This is a genomic window from Micromonospora sp. NPDC005215 (assembly GCF_040607915.1).
In the GTDB taxonomy this organism is placed as follows: domain Bacteria; phylum Actinomycetota; class Actinomycetes; order Mycobacteriales; family Micromonosporaceae; genus Micromonospora.
This window is the reverse complement of sequence record NZ_JBEXHQ010000071.1, coordinates 1-26,614: the sequence shown is the minus strand read 5'-3', so window position 1 is coordinate 26,614 and position 26,614 is coordinate 1. Positions and strand designations below refer to the sequence as shown.

The 26,614-nt window shown below is 71.9% G+C and carries 26 protein-coding genes and 1 pseudogene; 15 read left to right on the top strand and 12 right to left on the bottom strand.

All coding sequences use genetic code 11. The annotated features are described in order from the left end of the window. Nucleotides 1–247 precede the first annotated feature (247 nt). The 5 genes from ABZU25_RS32390 to ABZU25_RS32370 all read left to right on the top strand — a co-directional run bounded on the left by ABZU25_RS32390 (nt 248) and on the right by ABZU25_RS32370 (nt 3,489). Complete coding sequence (locus ABZU25_RS32390; RefSeq protein ID WP_355033157.1) at nt 248–583, top strand: hypothetical protein; 336 nt, start codon at nt 248–250, stop codon at nt 581–583. 304 nt (nt 584–887) lie between these two features. Then, the gene (locus ABZU25_RS32385; RefSeq protein WP_355033156.1) at nt 888–1,301 is read left to right on the top strand and encodes a DUF6069 family protein; all 414 of its coding nucleotides are present in this window, start codon (nt 888–890) and stop codon (nt 1,299–1,301) included. 39 nt (nt 1,302–1,340) lie between these two features. Continuing rightward, nucleotides 1,341–1,694, top strand: coding sequence for a YciI family protein (locus tag ABZU25_RS32380; protein ID WP_355033155.1), 354 nt, complete (start codon nt 1,341–1,343; stop codon nt 1,692–1,694). A 20-nt stretch (nt 1,695–1,714) separates the two neighbouring features. Beyond that, nucleotides 1,715–2,914 (top strand): RNA polymerase sigma factor, encoded by a 1,200-nt coding sequence (locus ABZU25_RS32375; RefSeq protein ID WP_355033154.1) that lies wholly within the window; start codon nt 1,715–1,717, stop codon nt 2,912–2,914. Further along, complete coding sequence (locus ABZU25_RS32370; protein WP_355033153.1) at nt 2,911–3,489, top strand: dihydrofolate reductase family protein; 579 nt, start codon at nt 2,911–2,913, stop codon at nt 3,487–3,489. The genes ABZU25_RS32375 and ABZU25_RS32370 overlap by 4 nt, the downstream gene beginning before the upstream one ends. Before the next feature lie 27 nt (nt 3,490–3,516). On the opposite strand, the gene ABZU25_RS32365 is transcribed toward ABZU25_RS32370, so the two are convergent. Together ABZU25_RS32365 and ABZU25_RS32360 are read right to left on the bottom strand one after the other, a co-directional pair. Next, nucleotides 3,517–4,080, bottom strand: a complete 564-nt coding sequence (locus ABZU25_RS32365; RefSeq protein ID WP_355033152.1) for a hypothetical protein — start codon at nt 4,078–4,080, stop codon at nt 3,517–3,519. A gap of 118 nt (nt 4,081–4,198) precedes the next feature. Then, nucleotides 4,199–5,461 (bottom strand): MFS transporter, encoded by a 1,263-nt coding sequence (locus ABZU25_RS32360; protein WP_355033151.1) that lies wholly within the window; start codon nt 5,459–5,461, stop codon nt 4,199–4,201. Between the two features lie 109 nt (nt 5,462–5,570). Between ABZU25_RS32360 and ABZU25_RS32355 the strand changes: the two genes are divergently transcribed. The 3 genes and pseudogenes from ABZU25_RS32355 to ABZU25_RS32345 all read left to right on the top strand — a co-directional run bounded on the left by ABZU25_RS32355 (nt 5,571) and on the right by ABZU25_RS32345 (nt 8,005). Beyond that, nucleotides 5,571–6,518, top strand: coding sequence for a DUF5937 family protein (locus tag ABZU25_RS32355; RefSeq protein ID WP_355033150.1), 948 nt, complete (start codon nt 5,571–5,573; stop codon nt 6,516–6,518). Between the two features lie 149 nt (nt 6,519–6,667). Further along, nucleotides 6,668–7,237 (top strand): annotated as a pseudogene (locus ABZU25_RS32350) (snapalysin family zinc-dependent metalloprotease); the annotation flags it as partial. Between the two features lie 132 nt (nt 7,238–7,369). Further along, the gene (locus tag ABZU25_RS32345; protein WP_355033149.1) at nt 7,370–8,005 is read left to right on the top strand and encodes a hypothetical protein; all 636 of its coding nucleotides are present in this window, start codon (nt 7,370–7,372) and stop codon (nt 8,003–8,005) included. A gap of 15 nt (nt 8,006–8,020) precedes the next feature. On the opposite strand, the gene ABZU25_RS32340 is transcribed toward ABZU25_RS32345, so the two are convergent. After that, nucleotides 8,021–8,857, bottom strand: coding sequence for a DUF3152 domain-containing protein (locus ABZU25_RS32340; RefSeq protein ID WP_355033148.1), 837 nt, complete (start codon nt 8,855–8,857; stop codon nt 8,021–8,023). A 138-nt stretch (nt 8,858–8,995) separates the two neighbouring features. Between ABZU25_RS32340 and ABZU25_RS32335 the strand changes: the two genes are divergently transcribed. Both ABZU25_RS32335 and ABZU25_RS32330 read left to right on the top strand, forming a co-directional pair. Continuing rightward, on the top strand, nt 8,996–9,496 hold the full coding sequence (locus ABZU25_RS32335; protein ID WP_355033147.1) for a SigE family RNA polymerase sigma factor: 501 nt from the start codon (nt 8,996–8,998) through the stop codon (nt 9,494–9,496). Then, a complete protein-coding gene (locus tag ABZU25_RS32330) occupies nt 9,493–10,245 on the top strand; it encodes a hypothetical protein (protein ID WP_355033146.1) in 753 nt (250 codons plus the stop codon). The genes ABZU25_RS32335 and ABZU25_RS32330 overlap by 4 nt, the downstream gene beginning before the upstream one ends. A gap of 16 nt (nt 10,246–10,261) precedes the next feature. Here the strand turns inward: ABZU25_RS32330 and ABZU25_RS32325 are convergent, their stop codons facing one another. After that, nucleotides 10,262–13,033: an ATP-binding protein gene (locus tag ABZU25_RS32325; RefSeq protein ID WP_355033145.1), complete on the bottom strand. Its 2,772-nt coding sequence runs from the start codon at nt 13,031–13,033 to the stop codon at nt 10,262–10,264. A 203-nt stretch (nt 13,034–13,236) separates the two neighbouring features. Here ABZU25_RS32325 and ABZU25_RS32320 point away from each other — a divergent pair, with 203 nt between their 5' ends. Beyond that, nucleotides 13,237–14,685: a M28 family peptidase gene (locus tag ABZU25_RS32320; protein ID WP_355033144.1), complete on the top strand. Its 1,449-nt coding sequence runs from the start codon at nt 13,237–13,239 to the stop codon at nt 14,683–14,685. 51 nt (nt 14,686–14,736) lie between these two features. Here ABZU25_RS32320 and ABZU25_RS32315 read toward each other — a convergent pair whose 3' ends face one another. After that, nucleotides 14,737–15,435, bottom strand: a complete 699-nt coding sequence (locus tag ABZU25_RS32315) for an SDR family oxidoreductase (protein WP_355033143.1) — start codon at nt 15,433–15,435, stop codon at nt 14,737–14,739. Between the two features lie 162 nt (nt 15,436–15,597). Here ABZU25_RS32315 and htpG point away from each other — a divergent pair, with 162 nt between their 5' ends. Beyond that, entirely contained in the window at nt 15,598–17,514 is a 1,917-nt protein-coding gene (gene htpG / locus ABZU25_RS32310; protein WP_355033142.1) for a molecular chaperone HtpG, read from the top strand. Between the two features lie 215 nt (nt 17,515–17,729). Then, a complete protein-coding gene (locus tag ABZU25_RS32305; protein ID WP_355033141.1) occupies nt 17,730–18,686 on the top strand; it encodes an NAD(P)H-binding protein in 957 nt (318 codons plus the stop codon). Nucleotides 18,687–18,743: 57 nt separating this feature from the next. Here ABZU25_RS32305 and ABZU25_RS32300 read toward each other — a convergent pair whose 3' ends face one another. Beyond that, nucleotides 18,744–19,397 carry a response regulator transcription factor gene (locus ABZU25_RS32300; protein WP_355033140.1) on the bottom strand — a complete coding sequence of 218 codons (654 nt, stop codon included), beginning with the start codon at nt 19,395–19,397 and terminating at the stop codon, nt 18,744–18,746. A 49-nt stretch (nt 19,398–19,446) separates the two neighbouring features. Further along, the gene (locus ABZU25_RS32295; RefSeq protein WP_355033139.1) at nt 19,447–20,607 is read right to left on the bottom strand and encodes a histidine kinase; all 1,161 of its coding nucleotides are present in this window, start codon (nt 20,605–20,607) and stop codon (nt 19,447–19,449) included. A gap of 109 nt (nt 20,608–20,716) precedes the next feature. On the opposite strand from ABZU25_RS32295, the gene ABZU25_RS32290 reads away from it, so the two are divergent. Then, nucleotides 20,717–22,117, top strand: a complete 1,401-nt coding sequence (locus tag ABZU25_RS32290; protein ID WP_355033138.1) for a nitrilase-related carbon-nitrogen hydrolase — start codon at nt 20,717–20,719, stop codon at nt 22,115–22,117. 16 nt (nt 22,118–22,133) lie between these two features. On the opposite strand, the gene ABZU25_RS32285 is transcribed toward ABZU25_RS32290, so the two are convergent. From ABZU25_RS32285 to ABZU25_RS32275, 3 genes are all read right to left on the bottom strand, one after another. Beyond that, nucleotides 22,134–22,502 (bottom strand): hypothetical protein, encoded by a 369-nt coding sequence (locus tag ABZU25_RS32285; RefSeq protein WP_355033137.1) that lies wholly within the window; start codon nt 22,500–22,502, stop codon nt 22,134–22,136. Between the two features lie 124 nt (nt 22,503–22,626). Then, nucleotides 22,627–23,814 carry a DNA polymerase IV gene (gene dinB / locus ABZU25_RS32280; RefSeq protein ID WP_355033136.1) on the bottom strand — a complete coding sequence of 396 codons (1,188 nt, stop codon included), beginning with the start codon at nt 23,812–23,814 and terminating at the stop codon, nt 22,627–22,629. 58 nt (nt 23,815–23,872) lie between these two features. Continuing rightward, the gene (locus tag ABZU25_RS32275) at nt 23,873–24,310 is read right to left on the bottom strand and encodes a VOC family protein (RefSeq protein ID WP_355033135.1); all 438 of its coding nucleotides are present in this window, start codon (nt 24,308–24,310) and stop codon (nt 23,873–23,875) included. A 95-nt stretch (nt 24,311–24,405) separates the two neighbouring features. On the opposite strand from ABZU25_RS32275, the gene ABZU25_RS32270 reads away from it, so the two are divergent. After that, the gene (locus ABZU25_RS32270) at nt 24,406–25,380 is read left to right on the top strand and encodes a YafY family protein (RefSeq protein ID WP_355033134.1); all 975 of its coding nucleotides are present in this window, start codon (nt 24,406–24,408) and stop codon (nt 25,378–25,380) included. Here ABZU25_RS32270 and ABZU25_RS32265 read toward each other — a convergent pair. Next, on the bottom strand, nt 25,275–25,856 hold the full coding sequence (locus ABZU25_RS32265) for a GNAT family N-acetyltransferase (protein WP_355033133.1): 582 nt from the start codon (nt 25,854–25,856) through the stop codon (nt 25,275–25,277). The two genes, ABZU25_RS32270 and ABZU25_RS32265, sit on opposite strands and share 106 nt — an antisense overlap. After that, on the bottom strand, nt 25,853–26,392 hold the full coding sequence (locus ABZU25_RS32260) for an N-acetyltransferase (protein ID WP_355033132.1): 540 nt from the start codon (nt 26,390–26,392) through the stop codon (nt 25,853–25,855). Before ABZU25_RS32260 ends, ABZU25_RS32265 begins: the two co-directional genes overlap by 4 nt. Nucleotides 26,393–26,614: the final 222 nt, after the last annotated feature.

Here is a 26,614-nt window from a genome sequence, read left to right as displayed (position 1 = left end):
ACCCTCGGTCCCCTGGGTGAGGGCGGATGCGGTAGTGAGCGTTTTACCTCAGAGTCATATTCATACCTCTGAGGTATACCGCCCACAGCACATGGCGGGCAGCCGCAGTGGCTGCCGATCGCCCTTCGCCGGTGAGGTCGTTTACTTGACACAGAAAACTTCCGGGCAGAGTATCGATGTCAGTCGATTCGATGGGGCCGTGCCGAGCTTCGGTCCCGTCGGTGACCGTCGTCCCGGAAGGACACTCATGCGCACAGTCGCCGCAGGTCTCGCCGCCGTACTGATCACCACGCTGACCGTGACGCTGCCGGCGTCGCCCGCGGCTGCTGGCGAGCCGTTCCAGAGCCCCGACAAGGGCCTGGTCTTCTACTCGAGCTACCCAACCGAAGTGGTCGGCAGGCAGGCCACGCCCGACGGCGTCTGCCGTCCGCTCCCGCCCGAGGCGACCTGGGCGCTTCCCTGGAGCGGCGGCTTCCACAGCGTCCCCGGCTACCGGACGGCCGACTGCAGTGGTCCGGGGTACGAGCTCAACAACTTCCACAGTTGGGCCGAGGGCCTCTTCCTCAGCTACCGGGCCAGCTGACGGTCGCGGGAGCGATACTGCCGACCGCGTTACCGGCGGGCGGCCACGGCGCGGTGGCCACCGTCTCGGCCCGCAGAGCCAGCCTGCCGCCAGGACGCCCAGCGTGGCGTCGGATGCCGGCCAGCCGAGCTGCGAGAATCGTGGTCGGGCTCAATCCGCCATCCCCCGGGACCCCCTCGTCCCAGGCCGGAGTCGAAAAGTCTCAAAGGAAATATGGGCGTGCCTGTCGATTGGGACCGGTTCCATTCGTAGCCCTGGTGAGAGCCCGGCACCGCGACGGGCCACGCACCTACCGGAGGGCACGATGACCGCCACCACGACCACCACCCCCGCCACCACGTCGACCGTCGGCGCGCTGATCCGTACCGGACTCGTCGCCACGGTTGCCGCGAGCGCCGCCACCATGACCGTCGCCGCCGTCGGCCATGCGGCAGGAGTCAGCCTCGACGTGGCCGACGGGCCGATTCCGGTGGCGGGGTTCGGCATGTTGACCGCCGCCTTCTCGCTGGTCGGCGTGGTCATCGCCGCGTTGCTGTCCCGATTCGCCCGGCATCCGCGGCGTGTGTTCGTCCGCACGACGGTCGTGCTCACGGCGCTGTCGCTGGTGCCGGACGTCATCGTCGACGCCGGGGCGGCCACCAAGGTGCTGCTGATGCTCACCCACCTGGTCGCGGCCGCGATCGTGATCCCTGCTGTCGCGCGCCGCCTGGCCGCCTGACCTGTCGCCATCCCACAATCGAACTGTCGGAGGATCGTCATGAAGCAGTACCTGCTGTCTGTGCATTTCGTCGAGGGCGCGCCGGACCCGTCCGACGAGGAGATGCAGACAATGTTCCGGGAAACCGATCGGATCAATGACGAGATGCAGGCCGCAGGCGCCTGGGTCTTCGCCGGAGGGCTCCGGTCGCCGGACAGCGCCACCGTCGTCCGGAACGAGAACGGCGCCACCACCATGAGCGACGGACCGTTCGCCGAGACGAAGGAGCACATCGCCGGATTCTGGGTGATCAAGTGCGCGGACCTGGACCAGGCGCTGGCCTGGGCCGAGAAGTGCGCGGCGGCCTGCGGCCCGGTCGAGGTGCGCCCCTTCGACGACCTGTCCCAGGCCTGACCGGGAGCCGGTCAGCCGACATGGACCTGGCGAGCATCTACCGCGCGGAGTACGGCCGCTGCGTCGCCACCCTGGCCCGCCTCCTCGGTGACATCAACCTCGCCGAGGAGGCGGTCCAGGACGCCTTCACCACGGCGCTGCAGAAGTGGCAGACCCCGCCGCCGAACCCCGGTGCCTGGATCGTGACCACCGCCCGCAACCGGGCCGTCGACCGGCTCCGCCGGGAGTCGACCCGCGAGGCCCGGCACGCCCAGGCTCTGCTGCTGCACCACCAGGACGAGCCCCGAGAGGTGGGACCGGTGAAAGACGACCAGCTGCGACTCATCTTCACCTGCTGCCACCCGGCGCTCGGCCCGGACGCGCGGACCGCCCTCACGCTTCGCCTGCTCGGCGGTCTCGAAGTACCGGAGATCGCCCGGGCCTACCTGACCCAGGAGTCGACAGTCGCGCAACGGATCGTGCGCGCGAAGAAGAAGATCCGGGACGCCGGCATTCCCTACCGGGTACCCGCCGACCACGAGCTGCCGGACCGACTGCCGTACGTGCTCACCGTGCTCTACCTGATGTTCAACGAGGGCTACGCGTCGACCGCCGGACCGCTGATCAGAACGGACCTGTGCGCCGAGGCGATCCGGCTCGCCCGCGAGCTTGCCGCGTTGATGCCCGACGAGCCCGAGGTGCTGGGTCTGCTCGCCCTGCTGCTGCTGACCGAGGCGCGCCGGCCGGCCCGGCTCGACCCGTCCGGCGAGCTGGTGCTGCTGCCCGACCAGGACCGGTCACTGTGGAACCGGGCACTCATCACCGAGGGGCACGACCTGGTCCGGCGTTGCCTGCGGCGCAACCAGCCCGGCCCGTACCAGATCCAGGCCGCGATCGGCGCGGTGCACACCGACGGCGCCGCCACCGACTGGCCGCAGGTCCTGGCACTGTACGACCAGCTCCTCGCGCTCACGCCGACCCCGGTCGTCGCGCTCAACCGTGCGGTCGCCGTCGCCGAGGTGCACGGACCGGCGCAGGCGCTCGCCGGGTTGGCGGGTCTCGACCTCCCGGGCTACCACCGGCTGCCGGCCACCCGCGCCGAGCTGCTGGTCCGGCTCGGCCGCGACGACGAGGCCCGAACCGCCTACGACCAGGCCGTGGCACTGGCCACCAACGAGACCGAGCGGGCCTACCTACGGACCCGTCGTACCGAACTCACCAGTGAACGGAGCACATCATGACCGCCACCTACACCGTCGACGTCTTCTCCAGCCTCGACGGCTTCGGCACCACCAGCGGCAACTGGGGTGGCTACTGGGGCAAGCAGGGCCCCGAGCTGCTCGCGCACCGGCTGGCCGTCTACGACGAGGAGCAGCGCATGGTCTTCGGGGCGCGCACGTACCGGGTGTTCGCGCAGATGTTGGCCGCGAGCACCGAGGAGTCCGACGTCCGCGACGCCTGGGTCACCCGGATGAGGAGCCTCCCGGCGACGGTGGTGTCGAACACGCTGGAAGGCTCCCTCGACTGGCCGGACGCGACAGTCGTACGCGGTGACGCCGTGGACGTCGTCGCCCGGCTCAAGGAAGAATCCGACGTGCCCCTGCGATCGCACGGCAGCCTGTCGATGAACCGGGCGCTGATGGCCGCCGGTCTGGTCGACCTCGTCCAGGTGACGATCTTCCCGGTGGTCACCGGTCAGACCGGAACAGAGCCGATCTTCCAGGGGGCGGCCGACTTCGACCTGGAGCTGGTTGAGAGCCGCACCCTCGACGGTCGCTCCCAGGAACTCGTCTACCGCCCCACCCTGCATGTCTGAACCGTCCCGGCACCCGTCAAGGTCCGATCACCACTGGTGGGCCACGTCGAGCACGATCCGGCTCTGGGTGCCCGGTCCGGCCAGCACGAGCACACGGAACGGCAACCGCGCCCGCACGCCGACCGCGAAGGTGCTGTAGCCCTCGAAGCTGCCGCCGAAGACGACGTCACGCAGGGTCGGGTAGCGCAGCAGGTTCGCGACGTGCTCACCGACCGCGTACGGCACGGTGCCCTGGTGGGCGTCGTCGTACGCCGGTGCGCGCAGCGAGACCCGCAGCAGCGCTCCGCCGGCGGTGTAAGGCGACAACGCCAGCCCCTCGCCCTCGGTCCACGTCTCGCCGTACCCGACCGCGTAACCGTCGACCGGGCCGGCGAACTCGAACACCACCCGGTCGTAGCAGTCGTGTCGGCCGGTGCGGACGTCGACAAGCGGTGCGCTGCTGAGTGCGCCGGCCGACTTCTCCGCGCTGCCCCAGGTGATGCCGCAGTACGGCGACCCGGTCGTGGTGCCCGCCGCGCTGCTGCTGCCCGCGCCGACGACCAGCCCGGCGAGGACGACCACCAGTGCTGTCAGTGCGCTTCTGATCCTCATCGTGGTTCTCCGTTCGAGAGTCGGGGCCACGTGACGGTGACCCTCTGCCGCCACCGTCGTCCTGCCTCGGCACTGGCACTTCGCCGCGGCGTAACCGCTGAGTAACAGCGACTGAGACTCAGTCGAGCGTGCGCGGCCGGTCGAGCGTGCGCAGCGGGGAGCAGAAGACCGGAACCCAGGTCACCGCGTTCGCGACCGCGCCGACCACCAGTGCGGTGTGGACGCTTACGAACTGTCCGAGCATCCCGGCGACTACTGCGCCGATGGTGAGCGCCCCGGTGAGCAGAAACCGGAAGGTGGCGTTCATCCGTCCGAGCAATGCGTCCGGGGTGACGCCCTGGCGCAGGCTGACCCCGATCACGTTGCCTACCCCCGTCCGCCAGGCCAGCGCCAGCCAACCGACCGCCGCCACCCAGAGCATCGGCCCGGAGTCGACAAGCGTGACCAAACCGCCGAGCGGCGCGGCGAGCAGTCCGGGCAGCCAGAGCGCGCGACCGTGACCTATCCGCTCGGCGAGCGGGCGTGCGGTGACCGCGCCGAGCAGGGCACCGATCCCGCCCACGCCGAGGAACAGACCGAGAGTGGCGGCACCCAGCCCCAGCTCGCGTAGGAACACCACCGGCAGCAGGGTGGTGGACAGTTGCATGGTCAGGTTGATGCTCGCGGTCGAGAGGGCGAGCGGGCGGAGCAGGGGGTTGCCGGTCACGTGCCGGACGCCCGTGCCGAGCTGCTGAGCGAAGCCCCCTGACACCCGCGGCGGACGTCGGCTCGGCGCTTCGGCACGGGTCCGGGCCAGAATCATCCCGGACACCACGAAGGTCACCGCGTCCAGCACGATCGCGACCGGTGCCGTGAGCGCCTGTACGACGATCCCGCCCAGTCCTCGACCTGCGATCTGCATGGTCGCACCGGTGCTCATCATCAGCGCGTTCGCCGCCACCAACCGGCCCCGGCCGACCAATTCCGGCAGGTAGCTCTGCGCGGCGACGTCGGCGAAGACGGTGCCGACTCCGGTCAGCAGTACCACCAGGTACAGCTGACCGATGGTCAGCCACCCGGCCCACCATGCCACCGGCACGGATGCGACAAGCGCCGCCCGGGCGAGGTCGGCGGTGACCAGGACGGCGCGGCGCGGCAGCCGGTCGACCCAGACTCCGGCTGGCAGACCGATCAGCAGGAACGCGGCGGTGCTGAGCGCACCGAGCAGCCCCACCTCAACAGGGCTTGCCGACAGCAGGGACACCGCCAACACCGGCACGGCCAACTGGCCGATGTGGAAGCCGACGCCATCGATGAGGGCGGCGGCATAGAGCAGGCGGAAGGAGTGCGGCCAGGGGCTGGCCTGGCCCTTCGGTCCGGTCGTCGTCGAGGCGGTGGTCATGCCGCCACGGTGCCGGCGGCAGCGTCTCGAACCGATAGATTTGACTCTCGCCGAATCCGCCGGGGGGCTCCCAATGATGTTGGTCGGTCTGAACGCGCGGGACCTGGCGATGACCCGATTCGCGGTGTCACCGCTCTGGGAAGCTGTGGCGAGCGTGCGGATCATCAAGCGACCGCATCAGTTTCCGGAGCATCTGGCCTGGTACGAGCGGGTCCAGCCACGCTTGGCGGGCGTGCGGTGGCAGCTCTTCGCCGACCTGGTGCGGATGCCGACGCCGCTCATCCCGACCTTCGTCTGCCCGCCGCCGGCCACCTCGCAGCCCACCCTTGACATCGAGTTGGCGTCCCTCGTCGCCACCCCTGCCGAAGCGGTGCGGGCCAGCCTCGACGTGCTGTCCGGACGCCGGTCGTCACCTCTGGCGGCGCTCTATGCCGACCCGCCGGGTCACCTGGCTCGGCTGGCCGAGGCCATCCGGGCGTACGCCGACGCGGTCATCGCACCCTACTGGCCTCGGATGCGCACTCTGCTGGAGCGGGAAGTGCTGCTCGGCGCACAGCGCATGGCCACCGACGGGGTTCATGGTCTGCTCAACCACCTCGATCCCTTCGTCGGGCTGGAGGCCGACACGCTGTCGGTGGAGCACGTCACCCGAAGCGGCACGGTGCGACTCGACGGACGGGGCCTGCTGCTCGTGCCGTCGGTGTTCATCGGCCGCCGGGTGTGGTCGAATTTTGGCTCTCCTGGGCAACCGGTGCTGCGCTTTCCGGCGCGGGCGGTGGCCACGCTGTGGGAACGGGGTCAAGCCCCGCACGGAAACGCGCTCGCCCGGGTGCTGGGTCGGACCCGGGCGGCGCTGCTGCACGAGTTGGCCGTGCCGACCTCGACCCTGGAACTCGCCGAGCGGTGCCGGCTCACCTCTGGCACCGTGTCCCAGCACCTTGGCGCGCTGCGTGACGCCGGCCTCGTCGACACCCACCGGGTCGGACGCTTCGTCCTCTACGCCCGCACAACAGCAGCCGAGGCGCTGATCGCCGCCAACGGTACGGCTGTCACCTGAGGCCGGTCGGCGAGACGCGCCAGGACGTTGGCGCGACCCAGCGGTATGACGCTTCCGCTATGTCCGACCTCGGCCGTCGCCCCTCTAGCATTCACGTATATCGATTATCGGCGGCTGTCGGCCGCCGGGCGACCGCAGGGGAGTGCGTGATGTTCCGACGACAACTGAGACGTACGGCAATGGCCATCCTGGTGGCCGTACTGGCGGCGACCGGGGTGCAGCTCACCACCGGCGCTCCCGCCGCCGCCGTACGGACCGTCTACTACGACGCGAGCCGGACCGGCGAGTTCCGCACCAACTTCGACCAGGCGGCACAGATTTGGAACAGTCGGGTCAGCAACGTCCGGCTCCTGGCCGGCACCCCGGCCAGCATCACCATCTACGTCGACGACGGCTGGCCGCGGGCGCAGCCGACCAGCCTAGGCTCGGGACGGATCTGGATGGGCCGCACAGCCGTCAACCAGGGCTACGACCGCAACCGGATCGCCACCCACGAGCTCGGCCACATCCTGGGCCTGCCGGACCGGCGCACCGGCCTCTGCTCCGACCTGATGTCCGGCAGCAGCGCCCCGGTCTCCTGCCGCAACGCGAACCCCAGCTCGGCCGAGGCGAGCCGGGTGAACTCGCTGTTCGCCGGCAGCCTGGCCGCACCGGCCAGCACGACGTACACCTGGAACGGCGCCTCGGACCTCGGGCCGACCCTGGTCGGCGGCCGGCCCGTCTGACCAACGGGGGCATCGGAGCGGGGGCGCGCGCAGGACGCGTCCCCGCTTCTCGCGTGGCGGCGTCACCCCACGCGATCCCACCATGCGGTACGGTGCGGGACGTATCGACATATCGGAGGTGGATTGATGCCTGCCGTCGTCGTCCTCGCGCTGACCCTCGCCCTCGCGCCCGCGCCGTCCCCGTCGAGCACCTCGGGTCCGGTCGCTGATCTCCTCGGTGGCGTCGGCCAGATCGTCGACGACCTCCTCGACCGAGGCGGCACGCCGAACGCGCCGCCAACCGCTACCTCCACGCCGACCTCCACGCCGAGGTCGCCAGCGGTCCCCGACCAGGCCAACCCGGCGCGGCCCACCGCGGCCCCGACACCCGCCGGGCCGTCGGCAGCGGTCCGCGCCCCGGGCGCCCCCGTCGCCTCCGCTCGCCCCGACGGTGGCGCGGCCACGGGATCCCGTGCGACCGCCGTGCCCCGCCGCGACGGTGACGCTCCCACTCCGGTCGCCCCGCCGACGTTCGCCAGCCCCGCCCGCGACGGCTGGCCGCCGGTGTCCTACCTCCTGGTCCTGGCCGTCCTGGTGGTGCTGGCGGTGCTGCTCCTGCGCCGCCACCGTCCCGCCGCCGCGCCTGCGCCGGGTCCCGCTCCCGGGCCGGATCCGGGTCCCCTGCCGGAGAATGTCAGCCGGTTGCCGACCAGCCTCAACGCGGTCTACGAGCTGGGCCGGCTGGACGAGCGGCTCGACCACGAGCGCGGTCGCCGCAGCTGAGGCACGGCCGCGGCCTCACGGCGCCGGGTACGCGCCCTCGTGCCGCGGGATGTCGTCGTCGTACGCCCCGACCGGCCCGCTGTAGCGGTCCGTGCCGGTCGGGTACGGCCAGGCGTTCGCGGTGCAGCCGTGCAGGCCCAACGTCTGCTGCTGCAGCACCGGCGCCGGCCGGCCCCGCCTGGGGCACCGCTCGTGACCGAACCCGAGTTTGTGCCCCACCTCGTGGTTGACCATGTACTCCCGGTAGGTGGCCAGACTCGCGCCGTAGCCGGGCACCCCCTTGACCCAGCGCGCCACGTTGAGCACCACCCGGCCCCCGTTGCGGCACGAGGTGTAGGCGTCGGGCACGTCCTGACAGAGCGTGTCGGGGGTGCCGGGGGTCGCCAGGTAGACGGTGAAGTCGGTCGGGTCGCCGGCACCCACCCGGCGCAGCCGCCACGTCCCGCCGGCCGTCCACCCGCGGGGGTCGTTCAACGTCGCGGAGATCGCCGTCGCGAGGTCGCCCACCGGCAGACCCCGGATATCGCGTTCCACGGCGATCCGGTAGCGCAGCAACCGAGCGCCGGTCGCGCCGGTGGGTGCCGCCTCGGCGGGTGCCGTGGTCCAGCGGTTGCCGCCGGTGGCGGGGTAGGTGACTCCGACGGTCGGCGAGGAACTGGGCGGGACGTCGGCGACTCCGGTCGGCCGACCGGAGTCGGTGACCGCGGCCAGCCCGCTGGGTCGCGGCCCAGCGGCGACGGGATCGGTGCCGGATTGCCCGGCCGCCGGCATCCCGCACCCGGTGAGCAGCGCCACCACCAGCGGCAACGCCGCTGAGGCGGTACGCCACCGGCGGGTAACCTTCGTCGACATGTCTCTCCCCTCGCGCGTCGCTCGGCGGCGGCGCGGAGGAGAAGACGGGCGACCACGGCGAAAAGTTGACGTGACTTCGGCTCAACCTTTTCCCGGCCTCGCCCGTCCCTGGCGGTGTGGCACGGGGGAGGGTTCACGGTGGCGCGGGGTGACGCGGAGTTCGTCGAGTTCGCCAGAGCGGCGTCCGCGCGACTGGTGCATGCCGCGTTCCTCATGACCGGCGACCACCACGAGGCCGAGGACGCCGCGCAGACCGCTCTGGTCCGCACCTACGCGTCGTGGTCGCGCGTCCATGACGACGACGCCTACGGGTACGCCCGCCGCACCCTGGTCAACCACTTGATTGACGGGTGGCGGCGACCGATGCGGGAGTATCCGACCGACGAGGTGCCGGAGCCGCGGCGCGGCGACGTGGCCGACGAGGTGGCCACCCGGCGCTGGTTGATCAGCATCCTCGGCGCGCTCAGCCCTCGTGAGCGGGCCATCGTCGTGCTGCGCTACTACTTCGACCTTCCGGAGGCGCAGGTGGCCCGGGAACTCGCCGTATCCGTGGGCACGGTCAAGAGCACCAGCTCGCGAGCGTTGGAGAAGCTGCGCACCGCCGCGCCGCGGACGGCTGACAGGGGGGCGCGCCGATGAGCGAGTGGGATCGGCTCCGCGACGCCATGCGGGCGACCGAGCGCGCCGACACCCTGCTCGACCTGGACCTGGTCCTGCGCGAGGGGCGGCGGCTACGGACCCGTCGGCGGGTTGCTAGAGCGGGAGCGGCGACGCTCGCGGCCGGGCTGGCCGCCGTCGTCGTGGTGGGGGTCGTCGCCCGGCCGGGCGATCCGCCCGCAAGGCGCCCACCGCCGGTCGCCGTCGCTCCGCCATCGGTCGCTGTCTCGCCGACGGCCCCGGACCCGGTGGAGCCCACGCCACCGCCGACGGTGTCCCACGACGTGCCGCCTCCGAAGCCCTGGGGCCAGCTGATCGACAGCGGGGTGCGGCACGGCGCCGACCGGCGGATGTACTACCTCGTCCGGGTGGCCGTGCCCGGTGAGCCGAAGGTGACAATCGGGCTGGCCGCCGGACGCCAGGCTCCGGACGGCGCACTGACCACGGACATCCTGGTCAACGACGTCGAGGGGTCCGACCGCAGGTCCGGGTTTCACCAGATCGGCTACGACGAAAGCTCGTCGACCGCGCCGGTGCCGACCTTCGGTTACTTCGTCGGCCCCGCCCACCGGATCATCGGCACGGTGGATGGCCGGCAGGTTGACGCCCGAATGGCCCGGTGGAATGTCGACAAGCAGGTGGTGATCTTCTGGTTCGAGCCGGCCCAGTTGACGCCGGGGCAACGGCTCGACGGCATCATCGCCCGCGACGCCAGCGGCCGCCGACTCTGACGCGCTGGCTGGTCGCTCAGGCCGGATCGGTCAACCGGCGCTCGATCGTCACCGTCGTCCCCTCGGCGGTGGAGACCAGCCGCACGTCGCCGTAGGCGTTCATCAGCAACGCGCCGCGTCCCCGGTCCATCGCCGGCCGGCGGTCCCGCCAGGTGCCGAAGTCCCGCACCGAGATCCGGATCAGCCCGCCGCCCACCTGAAGCCGGACCCGCACCTCCGGACGGCTGGGCCGCTGCGCGTGCTCGACCGCGTTGTTCATCGCCTCGGACGCGGCGAGCAGGAGATCCTCCAACACGTCCGGGTCGACGTCGAGGTCGTCCAGTGTCAGCCGGACGTCCCGACGCATGGCCGCCGCCGAGGTGGGCGCGGACGGGTAGGTCCGGCCGACGTCCAGGATGTCGCCCAGCCCGCTCCGGTCGGTCGGGGCCTGCGCCACTACCGGCGCGTCCCGCCCGGGTGCGACCGGCCGGGGCGGCGCAACGGCGGTGCCCGGGTCGGGCCGCCTCGGCGTCGCGTCGGCGTTCGGTGCGGTGGCGTCGCCGGTCGGGTGGCTGCGGGCCCGCCGAATGCCGGCCCGGACCCGGGCGATCAGCTCAGCCGCGGCGAACGGCTTCACCAGGTAGTCGTCGGCGCCCAGGTTCAGGCCCTCCACGCTGGCCTGCCCGCCGGCGCGGGCGGAGAGCACCAGCACCGGCAGGGCCCGGGTCGCCGGGTCCGCGCGGAGCCGGCGGACCAGGTCGAAACCGTCAAGCACCGGCATCATCACGTCGGTGAGGACCAGGTCCGGCGGTTCGCGGTGGACCTCGTCGAGGGCCTGCCGGCCGTCGGTGACGGTCCGCACCCGCCAGCCCTGCCCGGTGAGCAGCCGGCTGAGGTACGCCCGCATGTCGGCGTTGTCATCGGCGATGAGGATCCGTGCGCCGGCCAGCTCATCCACGGCCGGACCGGACACGTCGCCGGGCTCCGTCGGATCGTCGCCCGGCTCGGTGAGCCAGCCCATCGCCTCCTCGACGGTGGCCCGGGCCGCGTCACCCCGTCCGACCGGCGACGGCCCGTTCCCCGCCGGGCGGCCCGCCGCCGACCAGGGCAGCGCCACGGTGAACGTGCTGCCGACGCCCACGCTGCTCGTCACCCGGACCGCGCCGCCCTCCAGCCGGGCCAACTCGGACGCCAGGGCCAGGCCGATGCCCGTACCCTCGTGGCTGCGGGCGCGGGCGCCCTGGACCCGGTGGAAACGTTCGAAGAGTTTCGGCAGATCCGCCTCGGCGATGCCGATGCCGGTGTCCGCGACGGTGAGGCGGACCTCCTCGTCGTCGGCTTCCAGGGCCACCCGGATACGGCCGATGAACGTGTACTTCAAGGCGTTGGACAGCAGGTTCGTGACGATGCGTTCCCAGTTGACCGGGTCGACCGCGACCGGCCGGGGCAGCGGCGGGCAGACCACCTCGAGAGTGAGCCCGGCCCGCTCGACGGCGGCCCGGAACACGCCGGCGAGCTCGGCCGTGAGCGCCGCCAGGTCGACCACGCGGGTGTCACTGCGGGCCCGTCCGGCCTCCAGGCTGGAGAAGGTCAGCAGGCTGTTGACCAGGGTCAACAGTCGGGTGGCGTTGCGCCAGGAGGTTTCCACCCGCTCCCGCTGCACCGCCGGCAACGGCGCGGTGGCGTCGGTGAGGGCGTCGGCGAGCGGGCCGAGGATCAGGGTCAGGGGGGTACGGAACTCGTGGCTGACGTTGGCGAAGAAGTCGGTCTTCACCCGGTCCAGTTCGGCAAGCGCCTCGACCCGGCGCCGCTCCTGCTCGTACTCCTGTGCGTTGCGCAGCGCCACGGCGATCTGCTGGGCCAGGAGCTGGTAGAAGGATCGGTAGGCCTCGTCGAGCCCTCGGCTGGGGCTGACCCCGGCCAGCAGGACGCCGAGCGGCTGATCCTCGCCGCCCGAGGGCAGCGGCAGTGCCAGCGCGGTCCGGACCGGGTCGCCCCACGGGCCGCCGGGCAGCGGCAGCCGGTCGGCGACGTCGGGCACCACGGTCGGTCGGCCCCGCGCGGCGTCCGCCAACCCCCACGCGTCCGCGGCCGGGCCGGGTTCGGCCAGCTCGACGGTGTCCGGTAGTGCCCGCGCGTACCCCTGGTCGTCGCCGGTGCAGGCGACGCGCCGCAGCACCGTGTCGTCACGCAGGTAGACGGCCGTGAACGGCACGTCCAGCGGGTGGCCCTCGATCGCGGCGGTCAGCCGGGCGCTGGTGGCGTGCACGTCGACGGTGCGTCCGTCGCCGAGAACGGACAGGTCACGCAGCAGCCGCAGCCGGCGTTCGCCGACCACCTGCTCGGTGACCTCGCTGCACACGGTGAGGATGCCGACGGACCGGCCGTCGTCGTCGCGGACCGGGGCGTGCGAGACGCTGAAGTACGCCTCCTCGCGGTAGCCGGCCCGCTCCAGCAGCAGCCGCAGGGCGGGGACCCAGCTGGCCACTCCGGTCGCCGTGGCCTGGTCGATGAGCGGGGCGAGGACGTCCCAGCCCTCGGCCAGGGTCACCCGTACGTCGTCGCCGAGCGCGGCCGGGTGTTTGTCGCCGATCAGCGCGGAGTACGCGTCGTTGTAGAGCTGGGAGAAGCTCTCTCCCCACAGCAGCAGCATGGGGTACCGGGACGAGAGCACCATGCGGACCGCGGCGCGCAGGCTCTGCGGCCAGCTTGTCACCGGGCCGAGTGGGGTGCGGGCCCAGTTCAGCTCCGCCATCAGCCGGCCGGTGTCACCGCCGCCGGTGAACAGGTCGGTGCCGATTCCTGTCACGCTTGATCCGGCCCCATCGCAAGCCCCCGTTCCGGGCCCAACGACCCCTGCTGGCGTTACCTACCCATCCTGGCACCTCTACTCACCTGTGCCGACGCCGGTACCTACGGTCGAAGCGGTGGGGGTTCGGGACGAACGACCGATGCTCTCTACATCGACATCTGTAAGTGTCTCGGGTATCTCTCCAACCCCGAGGAGCCCCCATGAGAGGCAGAACGCTGAGCGCGGGTGTCGCGCTCGCCGTGTTCGCCGGCATGACGGCGACGTTGGCCGCCCAGCCGGCGGCCGCGTCGCCCACCACCGCGACAGTGGCCCGGCCGATCGCCGCGTCCGCCGCCGCCTTGGCCGCACCGGACATCTCCGTCACCAACGTCCAGGCGCACCTGACCCAGTTCAACTCCATCGCCAGCAGCAACGGTGGCAACCGCCGGGCCGGCTCGGCCGGCTACACCGCCTCGCTCAACTACGTCAAGACCAGGTTGCAGTCGGCCGGCTACACCGTCAGCGAGCAGTTCTGCTCCAGCTGCACGTACCCCTCGAACAACCTGGTCGCGGAGTGGCCGGGCGGCCCGACCGACCAGGTGGTCATGTTCGGCGCGCACCTGGACGGCGTCTCGGCCGGACCGGGCATCAACGACAACGCCACCGGCTCGGCGACCCTGCTGGAGAACGCGCTGGTCCTGGCCGCGCAGAACCCGACAATGACGAAGAAGGTCCGGTTCGCCTGGTGGACCGACGAGGAGCAGGGGCTCAACGGCTCCCGGTTCTACGTCAACTCGCTGAACACCACCCAGCGCGGATACATCAAGGGCTACTACAACTTCGACATGGTCGGCTCGATCAACGGCGGCTACTTCATCAACCGGGTCACCTCGACCACGGCTGCGCCGCTGAAGGCGTACTGGGACTCGTTGGGCCTGTCGCCGGAGGAGAACGTCGAGGGCCAGGGTCGCTCCGACGACTACTACTTCCAGCAGGCCGGCATCCCCACCTCGGGCTACGCGGCCGGCGCCAGCGCCCGCAAGACCAGCTCCCAGGCGGCCAAGTGGGGCGGCACCGCCAACTCCGCGTACGACCCGTGCTACCACCGGGCCTGCGACACCACCGCCAACGTCAGCGCCACAGTGCTGAACCGGGCGGCCGACGGTGTCGCGTACGCGCTGTGGCAGCTCGCCGTCGGCGGCGGCACCCCGAGCTGCACCGGCGGCCAGGTGGTCGGGAACGGTGGGTTCGAGAACGGCAGCACCCCGTGGACCGCGTCCTCCGGCGTGATCACCAACGCCAGCGGCCAGCCGGCCCGGACCGGGTCGTACAAGGCGTGGCTCAACGGCAACGGCAGCACCCGCACCGAGAGCCTGACGCAGTCGGTGACCGTGCCGGCCGGCTGCGCCAGCTACACGCTGTCGTTCTGGTTGCACATCGACACCGCCGAGACCACCGGTTCCACGGCGTACGACCGGCTCACCGTGCAGGTGGGTTCGACCACGCTGGCGACGTACTCGAATCTCAACGCCGCCGCCGGCTACGCCCAGCGCAGCTTCAACGTGGCCGGGTTCGCCGGGCAGACGGTGACGCTGCGGTTCACCGGCACCGAGGACTCGTCGTTGCAGACCAGCTTCGTGATCGACGACGTGACGTTGCAGGCGAGCTGACCGGACGAGCCGCCACCGCTGCTTCCCGGTGGCGGCTCGTCGCGTCGTGGGTCAGGGGAGCTGCGGGTAGAGCGCGGCGACGCCGCCGGCCAGCCCGGCCTGCACCCGTCGGCTGAGGTCGTCGGCGACGATCTCGTACGCGTCGGCCTCGATACCGTCGACCCCGATCCGGGCGATCGCCGCCGGGTCGGACTTCGGGCCGGTGACGTCGGCGGCCATGTCGGTGTCGAGGTAGCCGACGTGCAGGCCGGCGACCCGGACGCCCCGCTCGGCGAGCTGGACGCGCAGCACGTTGGTCATCGACCACTCGGCCGCCTTCGCCGCGCCGTAGGCCCCGTGGATCGGGGCGCCGAACCAGGACAGCACGGAGAGCACGTTGAGGATCGTCCCGCCGCCGTTGCCGGTGATGACCGGCGCGAACGCCCGGATCATCGACAGGTTGCCGAGGTAGTGGGTCTCCAGCTCCAGTCGGAGCAGGTCCAGGTCACCGTCGAGCAGGTCGGCGCGCGTGTCGATGCCGGCGTTGTTGATCAGGAGGGTGACGTCGCCGGCCAGCGTGGCGGCGGCGGCGACCGAGGTGGGGTCGGTGATGTCGAGGCGCACCGGCGTCACGCCGGGCAGGTCGACGGTGTCCGGGTTGCGGGCGCCGGCGTAGACGGTGGCGCCACGGGCGAGGAGCTCGGCGGCCAGGTGCCGGCCGAAGCCACGGTTGGCGCCGGTGACCAGGGCGGTGCTTCCTGCGATCTTCATGGCGGTGACGCTATCCCACCTGACTTCTGTATGCCAAAGTCAGCCGTCTCACGACGATGACCCGTCCCGATCGGGAATACGACCGGGATGCGGTCACCACGCGGCCGGTGACGGCTCGTATCCTTTCCGCGAACATCCGCACGAGCCCAGAAGGGAGACGGTGTGAGCAATCAGGCCGAGACGTTGGAGTTCCAGGCCGAGGCGCGTCAGCTCCTCCAGTTGGTGGTCCACTCGATCTACTCGAACAAGGACGTCTTCCTGCGGGAACTCATCTCGAACGCGTCCGACGCGCTGGACAAGCTGAGGCTGGCCACGCTCGTCGACAAGGACCTCGTCGCCGACACCGACGACCTGCACGTCGCCCTGGAGGTCGACCGGGACGCCCGCACCCTCACCGTGCGGGACAACGGCATCGGGATGACCCGCGACGAGGTCGTCAAGCTGATCGGCACCATCGCCAAGTCCGGCACCGCCGAGCTGCTGCGCCAACTGCGCGAATCCGCCGACGCCCACGCCTCGCAGGACCTCATCGGCCAGTTCGGCGTCGGCTTCTACGCCGCGTTCATGGTCGCCGACCGGGTCACCCTGCTGACCCGCAAGGCGGGCGAGACCGGCGGCACCCGGTGGGAGTCCACCGGCGAGGGCACCTACTTGATCGAGGGAGTCGACGAGGCGCCGCAGGGCACCACGGTGACCCTGCACCTCAAGCCGGTCGACACCGAGGACAACCTGCACGACTACACCGCCGAGTGGACCGTCCGGGAGATCGTCAAGCGATACTCCGACTTCATCGCCTGGCCGATCCGGATGCGCGTCGAACGCCCCGGCGCCGACGGTGCGGCCGCCACCAGCGAGGAGCAGACGCTCAACTCGATGAAAGCGCTCTGGGCGCGGCCCCGCGACGAGGTCGACGCCGCCGAGTACAACGAGTTCTACAAGCACGTCAGCCACGACTGGGCCGACCCGCTCGAGGTCGTGCACATGAAGGGCGAGGGCACCTTCGAGTACGAGGCGCTGCTCTTCCTGCCCAGCCACGCCCCGCTGGACCTGTTCTCCCCGCAGGGCCGCCGAGGCGTCCAGCTCTACGTCAAGCGCGTGTTCATCATGGACGACTGCGAGGCGCTGGTCCCCACCTACCTGCGTTTCGTCAAGGGTGTGGTCGACGCCCACGACCTGTCGCTGAACATCTCCCGGGAGATCCTCCAGCAGGACCGGCAGATCCAGATCGTCCGCCGCCGCCTGGTCAAGAAGGTCCTCGCCGCGGTCAAGGACCTCAAGGCCAACCACGCCGAGCGCTACCGCACCTTCTGGACCGAGTTCGGCGCCGTGGTCAAGGAAGGGCTGATCGACGACACCGACAACCGGGACACGCTGCTGGAGATCCTGTCCGTGGCCTCCACCCACGACCCGGCCGAGCCCACCGACCTGGCCGGCTACGTCGCGCGGATGAAGGACGGCCAGAGCGACATCTGGTACGCCACCGGCGAATCGCGGGCCGCCATCGAGAACTCTCCGCACCTGGAGGCGTTCCGCGCCAAGGGCCACGAGGTGCTGCTGCTCACCGACCAGGTCGACGAGGTGTGGGTCGAGCGGGTCGGCACGTACGACGGCCGGCCGTTGCGCTCGATCGCCAAGGGCGAGATCGACCTGGACACCGACGAGGAGAAGCAGCAGGCCGAGGCCGAGCGCGAGCAGCAGCGACAGGAGTTCGCCGCGCTGCTCGACTGGCTGGGCACCACCCTGACCGACAGCGTCCGGGAGGTCCGTTTGTCGTCCCGGCTGACGACCTCGCCGGCCTGCGTCGTCGGTGATGCCCACGACCTCACCCCGACCCTGGAGAAGATGTACCGGGCGATGGGGCACGAGATCCCCCCGACCAAGCGGATTCTGGAGATCAACCCCGGTCACCCGCTCGTCTCCGGACTGCGCAAGGCCCACGAGCAGGGCACCGATCCCACCGCCCTGACCGAGACCGCCGAGCTGCTCTACGGCCTCGCGGTGCTCGCCGAGGGCGGCGAGCTGACCGACCCGGCCCGCTTCACCAGGACGCTCGCTGACCGGCTGGCGCGCACCCTGTAACCCATCTACCAGGTTGGCTTGCCTCGTCGATCATGGAGTTGTGGTGGGTGACAGAGCACCCGTCGTAGGGCGCAACGGGCACCACAACTCCATGATCGACGAGCTGGACCCCCTCGCCTGCGCGATCTTGTACTAGGCTGGTGACCTCAAGGTCCGCACCCTCCCCAACCCGCGGGAGGCGCAAGATCTCCGCTTTCGCGCTGGGGAGTCTTGCCATGCCTGCCGACAATCGACCGACGAATCCGTCGCACACTCGTCTGCGCCTGTTGACTGCGGTCAACGCCCGCAAGGATGCGGGCAGCAGCCCCACCGGGATCGTCGGGCGGAGCCTGGCCCGGCAACTGTTGGGCGCTGGCGACAGGGTGCGGGTTCTCGCCGAGCCCGGCCAGGCCGCTGACTGGCCCGACGGGGTCGAGGTCGTCGAGGGATCCATCACCCGCCCGCTCGAGCACACCGAGGTCTTCGACGGCGTCGACGGCTTCTTTCTCGCCGGAGCCGTCCCGACGACGGTGCGGGATGCCCTGGAGGCCGCCCGGCGTGCAGGTGTACGGCGCGTCGTCGTGCTGTCCTCGCACGGGCCGGAGTACGAAGAGAACCATCCGCCGGAGACGTGGTTCTGGTTGGCCATCGAGCGGGCCGTCGAGTGCTCGGGGATGGAGTGGACCCACATCCGCCCGTCGGCGGTGCTGGGGGCGATGATCGAGGGCACCTATCCAGCGACGGGATCGGACTGGCCGGAGATGATCCGGGGCGATGGTGTCGTACGGGAGGCGTTTCTGTGCGGCGGCCACTACCCCTTCATCCACGAGGACGACCTCGCCGCGGTCGCGATGGCGGCGCTGCGCGTCGACAACCACGTCGGCGCTGTCCTGGAGGCGGTCGGTCCGCCGATCAGCAGCCGTTCGCGGGTGGCGAGCATCGCCAGGGCCATCGGCCGCGACATCGCCGCCGTCGAGGTGACGCCCGACGAAAGCCGCGCGAGGTGGCGGCGTGGAGGCTGGCCCGACAGTGGCATTGACGTGACGCTGTACGCGCTCGAGGAGTACGGGGCGCGGCTCGCGGAACTCACCGCGTGGACGCTCGACCAACGGCCGGCCGTGCACGAGATCATTGGCCGTCCACCACGCGACGTCGACGACTGGGTGGTCGAGAACGCTGAGCTGTTCCGCTGAGCGTCGGTTGCTCCGGCTGCGCTACCGCATCGCATCGTGGCCTGAATCCGCCGCCGGTCACTGACCGGGAATCACCAGACCGGACTCGTAGGCGACCATCACCGCCTGGGCACGGTCGCGCAGGTTCAGTTTGGCGAGCAGGTTGCCGACGTGCGTCTTCACAGTGTGCTCGCTCAGGTGGTGGTGGGCGGCGATCTCGGCGTTGGACAGACCGGCGGCGATCAGGCGCAGCACGTCCGTCTCGCGAGCGGTCAGCGCGGTTACCGCGGCGGCCCGAGCCGGATCCGGGTGACCGCGCCGGTGCAGTTCGCCGATCACGCGTGCGGTGACGCCGGGGGCGAGCAACGCGTCGCCGGCGGCGACCACGCGGACCGCGTTCACCAGGTCGGCTCGGGGAGCGTCCTTGAGCAGGAAGCCGCTGGCGCCGGCGCGCAACGCCGCGTACAGGTAGTCGTCGGTGTCGAACATGGTCAGGGCGAGGACCCGGCTCGGCGTACGGGCGCAGACCTGGCGGGTCGCGGCGACGCCGTCGAGGACGGGCATCCGCATGTCCATCAGGACGACGTCGGGTCGGTGTTCGAGGGCGGCACGCACGGCGCCCGCGCCGTCGGCGGCCTCGGCGACCACCTCGATATCCGACTCGGCACCGAGGATCGTCGCGAACCCGGCCCGGAACAGGTCCTGATCGTCGGCGAGCACGACGCGCAGCATCAGCACGACACCGGCGGCGGGTGCCGCGGGGCAACGACGGCGACGTTCATCATCTGGCCACCGCCGGTGCCGGCAGGGGCAGGGTGGCGGTGACGGTGAATCCGTGGCCGTCCGAGGCGGGACCGGTGCGCAGGGTTCCACCGCAGGCCTGGGCTCGCTCGCGCATGCCGACGATCCCGTAGCCGGGCGGGTCCGCGCCGGAGGCCCGGTCGCCGTGGCCGTCATCGGTGACCGACACGGTCAGCTCCTCCGCGGTGTGGGCCAGCAGGACGCGGACCGATCCTGCCCCGGCATGCCGGACCACATTGGTCAGGGACTCCTGCACGATCCGGTAGGCGGCGACACCGACGTCCGCGGGCGGTTCGACAAGAACCCCGCGAGCAGGTCCAGCCGGCGGCTCGGATCGTCCGTCGGCGGACTCCGACGGTCCGGACGCGACGGTGAGGACGGCGTCCAGCCCGGTGGCGCGGACGCGTTCGACGAGGGCGCTGAGGTGGGCCAGGCCCGGTTGGTCGAGGGGGTGGTCGGCGGGCTCGCGCAGGCTGCCGACCGCGCGGCGGAGTTGGACGACCGCGTCGCGGCCGGTGGCGGCGATCGTGGCGAACGCGGTGTCGGCGCGGTCCGGGTGGGGACGGACCAGGAGCGGCCCCGCCTCCGCTTGGACGATCATGACGCCGACCGCGTGGGTGAGGATGTCGTGCAGGTCGTGGGCGATGCGGGTGCGTTCGCGCAGCACGGCCGCCGCCCGCTCACCGGCGACGCGACGATCGCGTTCGGCGAGGGCTGCGGCCTGGGTGCGGCGGGCGCGGGCGCTGGTGCCCAGGGCGTACGAGAAGACGTAGGCGACCGACAGGTACCGCAGCACCTCCACGTCCGGGTGCGGATGCAGCAGCGACACCACCAGCCCGGCCGCGGTGAGCACGACGCCGAGCAGGCGGATCGCCAGCGAGGACCGCGCCGCGAACGTGTAGAGGCAGACGAGCGGGCCGACCGGCAGCAGCGGGGGCGCGCCGAGCGAGGCCGAGACGGTCGTGGCGACGCCCACGACGACGGCGACCGGGACCAGCGCGCGGTCCCGCCACAGCACCGGCACCGACGACGCGACAGCGAGCGGCAGCACCCACCAGGCACGTGGTCCGCCAGCCACGGCGGGCAGCACTGTCGCGGCGACGGCGACCACAGCGACGGCGAGATTGACGTACCGCTTCACGTCGGCAGTATCGTCCGGCCCGGCTCTTCCCCGCCTCCCTCCACAGGACCAGAACATCTCCGTCCCGTACGGCGATCCGCCCCGGCCACCCTCGCCACACGATTGGCGCATGATGACGATCGTCGCCACGCTCCTGAGTGGCCTGCTCTGGCTCGGCGGCTCTGGGCTGCACCCCGTTGCCGCGCTGACCTGGCTCGCCCCGATCCCGCTGATCCTCGCCTCGGTGCGGGTACGCCAGAAGACCACGCTCGGCGCGACGGTCCTCGCCTGGTCGATCGGTCAGCTCGGCATGGTCGGGTACTACCTCGGCACCCTGCACCTTCCGGTCCCCGTGGTCGCCGGTGTGCTCGGCCTCGGTCTCGGCCTGGCGGCCGGCACGGTCCTGCTCGCCCGCGCCCTGCTGCTGCGGGGGCGAACCGTGCGCGCCGTTCTCACCGTGCCGGCACTGTGGGTGCTGGGCGAGTACGCGGCGTCGCACCTGTTTCCGGACGGCGCGTGGTGGAGTCTCGCCTACACGCAGGCCGACGTTCGACAGGTCATCCAGTTGACCGCGCTCACCGGCGTCTGGGGCGTCACCTACCTGCTGCTCGCCGTCCCGATCGCCCTCGCCGCCCTGCTCGGCAGCGCACTGCCAACCCGCACCGGCCGGCTCGACCGCCCACGCCCCGCCCTCGCCTGCCTGCTCGCCCTCCTGCTCGGCGCCGGGGGCTGGTCGGCCTGGTCACTGAGCCGTTCACCCGACCCGGCCGAGCCGCTGACCGTCGGCCTTGTCGCCCTGCGGCAGCCCGAGGACGGGCTCCCGATCGACGAACCGTCCGGCCGGGACCTGCTCGCCCGATACGGCGTGCGGGTGGCGGGCCTGACCGCCCGTGGGGCACGGATCGTCGTGCTGCCGGAGAAGGTGTTCGCCGTGACCGACACGACGCTGCCCCTGCTCGTGGACGCGCTGCGGCAGGCCGGGGCCCAGGTCGTCGTCGGCGCGGTGCTGCGGCGGGCCGGCACGGCGAGCAACGTCGCGCTGGTGCTGGACCCCGACGGCAGGGTCACGACCTACCAGAAACAGCATCTCATCCCGGGCCTGGAGGAGTGGCTGACGCCAGGCGACGACGACGTGATCGTGGACGGGCGGTTCGGCGTCGCCATCTGCAAGGACCTCGACTATCCCGGCCTGGTCCGACGGTATCGGGCGGGGGGCGCCTCGGTGCTGCTCGTCCCCGCCCTGGACTTCACCTCCGACGGGTGGCTGCACGGTCGCATCGCCCTGGTCCGGGGTGTGGAGAACGGGATCACAGTGGTCCGCGCCGCCGCGTTCGGCCGACTGACGGTCAGCGACGGCGGCGGCAGGCTGCTGGGTGAGGCCACCGCCGCTGACGCGGAGCTGCTGGTCACCGCCGCTCCGACGACGGGCTGGGGCACTGTCTATTCGCGTACGGGAGATTGGTTTCCGCTGTTGTCCCTGGGCTTGTTTGTCGTCGCCGTCGGTGCGGCCTGGCGGCGGCCGGTCACGTAAGCCTTGGGCGCCGCGGTCACGCCGCGGAGGCAGCCGCCTTCGACCCTCGGTGCGACGCGGCCGGGCCGGCGTTCCAGCCCCACCGGGGGGCCGGTGCGGTGCTCTCCCCGGGCCAGCCCCTGTCGCCCCCGTCGCTGTCGCCACCGTCGATGGTCATCTCGACCGAGTCGGAGGTGCTGCGGGCCAGTCGGATCGACTGCTCGGCGCCGTTGCGGGCCGCGCACGGCCAGGACTGCCCGGCGCACTGGAGGTTGCGGCAGTGACCCTCGTCGTCCGGCTCGTGGGCACTGAGCACGTCGATCGCCAGCTGCCACAGCAGAGGGTCGGTCACGTCGTGCGGGCGCTCGGCGTGGCGGCTCGGTCGGTTGCTGGTGTCGTCGGACATCGTGGGTCCCCCCGTTGTCAGGATGTACCCCACAAGGGTCACCCCTCAGCCGCGGGTTAAACCGCCGACCTGCTGTGATGTGTCTCCGGTCGCACCGGTCGCCGGGACGCCGCACGCGGATCGGTCAATCCGGCAGCAGCGGCATCTCTACGCCCGGGTCCCGGCCGAGCAGCACCGCACGGGTGAGCGCCGCCGATCCGAACCGGTCCCGGACCGCGTCCACCGCGGCATCCAGCTCCGCACCCGGGTCGCGGTGGAACGGCAGCTCCGGCTGCACCGGATTGTCGTCCAGATTGCCCACCGAGACGCCGATCAGGGTCACCCCACGGCGATCTATCTCGGTCAGTGCGGCCCGTAGCAGCGCCCGCGCGGCAGCGAGCAGCGGCGTCGTGTCGGCGGTCGCCTTGCCCACGGTGTGCGAGCGGGTCGCCCGGGTGTAGTCGCCGAAACGTAGTCGCAGCATCACTGTGCGCCCGGCCCGCCCGGCCGCCCGCATCCGCCGGGAGACCCGATCGACCAGGCCGGCGAGGATGGCATCCAACTCTGCCGGGGTGTGCGGGGTACGGCTCAGCGCATGCTGCGCGCCCATCGAACCGCGACGGCGGCCGACCTGCACCGAGCGGGGGTCACGGTTGTGCGCCAATGCGTGCAGGTGCCGCCCGGCGCCCGACCCGAGCATTGACACCAACGCGGCCTCGCCCAGCCGCGCCACCTCGCCGACGGTACGGATCCGGTGCTCCCGCAACTTCGCCGAGGTGACCGGGCCGACGCCCCACAGCCGCTCGACCGGCAGCGGGTGCAGGAACGCCAACTCGGCGTCCGGTGCGACCACCAGCAGCCCGTCCGGCTTCGCCACCCCACTTGCCACCTTCGCCAGGAACTTCGTGCGGGCCACCCCCACCGTGATCGGCAGGTGGACCCGTGCCCGAACCTCCCGGCGCAGCCGCTCGGCGATCTCGGCCGGCGACCCGACCAGCCGCCAGAGCCCACCCACGTCCAGGAACGCCTCGTCGATGGAGAGCCCCTCGACCAGCGGCGTGGTCTGCCGGAAGATCTCGAAGACCGCACGGCTCGCCGCCGTGTACGCCGACATCCGGGGTGGCACCACAATCGCGTCCGGACACAGCCGGCGCGCCTGCTGGCCACCCATCGCGCTGCGTACGCCCCGTGCCTTCGCCTCGTAGCTGGCCGCGAGGACCACGCCCCCGCCGACGATGACCGGTCGGCCGCGCAGGCGCGGGTCGTCACGCTGCTCGACCGACGCGTAGAACGCGTCCAGGTCGGCGTGCAGGATGTTGGCGCCGGACGACACGTACACATGTTCGCATGGCGTCCGGCGGCGACGGCAGTGAGCTGGGCGAACGCCTGGTTCAGTCCAGGCAGAACTCGTTGCCCTCGGGGTCGGCCATGACGAGGTGACCGGCCCCCAGCGGGGGAGCGGGCTCGTGCCGGGTGAGCCGGGCGGCACCGTGCGCGACGAGCCGATCCGCCTCCGCTTCCAGGGCTGCCATCCGCTCGTCTCCCGCCAGCCCGGGAGCGGCCCGCACATCGACGTGGACGCGGTTCTTGACCTGCTTGGGCTCCGGCACTCGCTGGAAGAACAGCCGGGGACCCGAGCCGTCGGGGTCGACCACCGCCGAGGCGTCGTTGCGGTGCTCCGGCGGCACACCCATCGCTTCCAGCGCCTGGTCCCACGACTCGAAGTCTCCGGGGGGAGCCTGCACCTGGTAGCGGAGCGCCTCGGCCCAGAACGTCGCCAGCGCGGCCGGGTCGGCGCAGTCGAACGTGATCTGGATGTCGCGGGCCATGTCAGCTCCTTGTTTGCTGGTCTGGTCGGTCATGGTCCGAAGCCTCTCGCGGATAGCGGACAGAGTCGTTCCGCTATCCGTGCAACGATCGGCGCATGAGCGTCGAGGCGACCACCGAGCGGGTCCTTCGGCTGCTGGCGCTCCTGCAACGGCGACCGTCCTGGACGGCCACCGAGCTCGCTGCGGAGCTGGGGGTCACCAGCCGTTGTGTACGCCGTGACGTGCAGCGTCTGCGGGTGCTCGGTTACCCCGTGTACGCGACGGCGGGCGTGGGCGGTGGCTACCAACTCGGCGCGGGCACCCGGCTGCCGCCACTGCTCCTCGACGACGAGGAGGCGATCGCGACCGCTGTCTCCCTGCGGCTCGCCTCGGGCGGCACGGTCGCCGGGGCGGGGGAGGCGGCGCTGCGGGCGCTCGCGAAGCTCGACCAGGTGATGCCATCGCGGCTGCGCGCCGAGGTGCGAGCCGTGCACGGCTCCACGGAGACCCTGATCGGCCCGGTGGCCGAGATCGACGCGGAGTTGCTGGTGACCCTCGCACGGGCCTGTCGCGACGCCGTGCGGGTCCGGTTCAGCTACGCCACCCGCGACGGCGATGAGGATGAGCGGACGGTCGAGCCGGTCCGGATGGTCACGACAGGCCGCCGCTGGTATCTGATGGCCTGGGACGTCGACCGCGACGACTGGCGTACGTTCCGCCTGGATCGAATGGGCGCAGCGGTGGCGACAACCTGGCGGTTCCGGGCGCGCGAACACCCGGATCCGGTCGCCTTCGTGCAGCGGTCGGTGACCGGGGCGCCGTACAAGTATGTCGCCCGGGCGCGGGTGCGCGCCCAGGCCGACCGGGTGCGGGCGTTGGTGCCGCCCCAGGTGGGGCGGGTCGAGGAGGACCGCGACGGGTGGTGCGTGCTGGTCGTGGGCGGTGAGAGCCTGGACTGGCTGGCCGCGCACCTCGCACGCCTGGATTACGAGGTGGAGGTGTTGGAGCCTCCGGAGTTGCGCGAGGCGGCCGGCCTGCTCGCCCGCCGCCTCGCGGCGATGGCCGGGGCGGCGTCGAAGCGCAGCGTGTAGTGGCGTAGCGACACCGGACTCCCGTCGGGGGCGGTCCATGGCGCGGTGCTGACGCCGGTGCACCGCCACCCGGTGCGCTCGTAGAGGGCGGCGGCCGCGGCGTCGCCGGACGCCACGTCGAGCACCAGATCGGTGCCGCGCGCACTCGCCCACTGCCGCGCCCGCGCCAGTAGGGCGCCGCCCAGCGCCAGCCCTCGGGCGGCCGGCACCACGAAGAGACGAGCGACCTCGGCCGTTGGTCGGGCAGGCGGCCCGTTCGCCGGGCTGGGCACCCGGTGCACCGCGACGTGCCCGACGATGGCCGCGTCGGCGGCGACGGCGACCCAGGCGCGTGCCGGGTGTGGTTCGCGCAGCCAGCGGTGTGGGTCGGCGGGCCAGTTCAGCGGATACCGGTCGACCCGGTGGACCTCGGCGACCGCCGCGACACAACCGTCGAGGTCGGTGGCGCGCCGCCGGCGGATGCGCGGGGGGATCACAGGTCGTCGAAGGGGCGGGCGTAGCGGAACTCGCCCCGGATCGACTCGCGCCACGCGCCCAGCGGCCGGGCCATGAAGTACTGCGGACCCCACGGCTGCGGCGGCGTGACCCCCACCTCGACGGCGGGACGGAAGCCGAAGCGCGGGTAGTAGTCGGGATGCCCGAGCAGCACCACGAGGGGCTCCTCGCGGGCGTCGGCCGCGCCGAGCACCGCGTGCATCAACGCGCTGCCGACGCCGCGCCGCTGCGAATCGGGCAGCACGCCGAGCGGCCCGAGGCCCAACGCCACCGGCTCGCCGCCCACCCGGCCGCGGGTGGCCACCACGTGGCCCACCACCTGGCCGTCCGAATCGACCGCCACCAGGGAGTACGCGGGCAGCCAGCCCTCGTCGGCGCGCAGCGCGTCGACCAGGGTCGCCTCGACCGGAACGGTCTCGCCGTCGCCGTTCCCGTCGCCGGAGGTCTTGTCGAATGCGGCGGCGTGCACCGCCCGGATGGCGTCGACGTCAGCGGGTGTCTCGCGTCTGATCAGCACCGCGCCACGATACGGGTCTTCCCGGCGACGACTCCACGCGTTTATCCCGCCGAACGCAACGCCGACCGTCGTGCGCCAACCGTCGTGCCCCGGCCGTCGTGCGCCGACCGTCGTGCGCCGAGCGCGCTGGGGGGTGCGCGGTGCGCGGTGCGCGGTGCGGCGTGTGCGCACCAGTTCGGCGAGTTCACCGGGGAGTGACTCCATCGGGTCAGCATAGCGACG

Bases quoted from the DNA above. Each gene is read 5' to 3' on its own strand.
- ABZU25_RS32390 (WP_355033157.1), top strand. From the start codon at position 248: ATGCGCACAGTCGCCGCAGGTCTCGCCGCCGTACTGATCACCACGCTG.
- ABZU25_RS32385 (WP_355033156.1), top strand. From the start codon at position 888: ATGACCGCCACCACGACCACCACCCCCGCCACCACGTCGACCGTCGGC.
- ABZU25_RS32380 (WP_355033155.1), top strand. From the start codon at position 1,341: ATGAAGCAGTACCTGCTGTCTGTGCATTTCGTCGAGGGCGCGCCGGAC.
- ABZU25_RS32375 (WP_355033154.1), top strand. From the start codon at position 1,715: ATGGACCTGGCGAGCATCTACCGCGCGGAGTACGGCCGCTGCGTCGCC.
- ABZU25_RS32370 (WP_355033153.1), top strand. From the start codon at position 2,911: ATGACCGCCACCTACACCGTCGACGTCTTCTCCAGCCTCGACGGCTTC.
- ABZU25_RS32365 (WP_355033152.1), bottom strand. From the start codon at position 4,080: ATGAGGATCAGAAGCGCACTGACAGCACTGGTGGTCGTCCTCGCCGGG.
- ABZU25_RS32360 (WP_355033151.1), bottom strand. From the start codon at position 5,461: ATGACCACCGCCTCGACGACGACCGGACCGAAGGGCCAGGCCAGCCCC.
- ABZU25_RS32355 (WP_355033150.1), top strand. From the start codon at position 5,571: ATGACCCGATTCGCGGTGTCACCGCTCTGGGAAGCTGTGGCGAGCGTG.
- ABZU25_RS32345 (WP_355033149.1), top strand. From the start codon at position 7,370: ATGCCTGCCGTCGTCGTCCTCGCGCTGACCCTCGCCCTCGCGCCCGCG.
- ABZU25_RS32340 (WP_355033148.1), bottom strand. From the start codon at position 8,857: ATGTCGACGAAGGTTACCCGCCGGTGGCGTACCGCCTCAGCGGCGTTG.
- ABZU25_RS32330 (WP_355033146.1), top strand. From the start codon at position 9,493: ATGAGCGAGTGGGATCGGCTCCGCGACGCCATGCGGGCGACCGAGCGC.
- ABZU25_RS32320 (WP_355033144.1), top strand. From the start codon at position 13,237: ATGAGAGGCAGAACGCTGAGCGCGGGTGTCGCGCTCGCCGTGTTCGCC.
- ABZU25_RS32315 (WP_355033143.1), bottom strand. From the start codon at position 15,435: ATGAAGATCGCAGGAAGCACCGCCCTGGTCACCGGCGCCAACCGTGGC.
- ABZU25_RS32305 (WP_355033141.1), top strand. From the start codon at position 17,730: ATGCCTGCCGACAATCGACCGACGAATCCGTCGCACACTCGTCTGCGC.
- ABZU25_RS32300 (WP_355033140.1), bottom strand. From the start codon at position 19,397: ATGCTGCGCGTCGTGCTCGCCGACGATCAGGACCTGTTCCGGGCCGGG.
- ABZU25_RS32290 (WP_355033138.1), top strand. From the start codon at position 20,717: ATGATGACGATCGTCGCCACGCTCCTGAGTGGCCTGCTCTGGCTCGGC.
- ABZU25_RS32285 (WP_355033137.1), bottom strand. From the start codon at position 22,502: ATGTCCGACGACACCAGCAACCGACCGAGCCGCCACGCCGAGCGCCCG.
- ABZU25_RS32275 (WP_355033135.1), bottom strand. From the start codon at position 24,310: ATGGCCCGCGACATCCAGATCACGTTCGACTGCGCCGACCCGGCCGCG.
- ABZU25_RS32270 (WP_355033134.1), top strand. From the start codon at position 24,406: ATGAGCGTCGAGGCGACCACCGAGCGGGTCCTTCGGCTGCTGGCGCTC.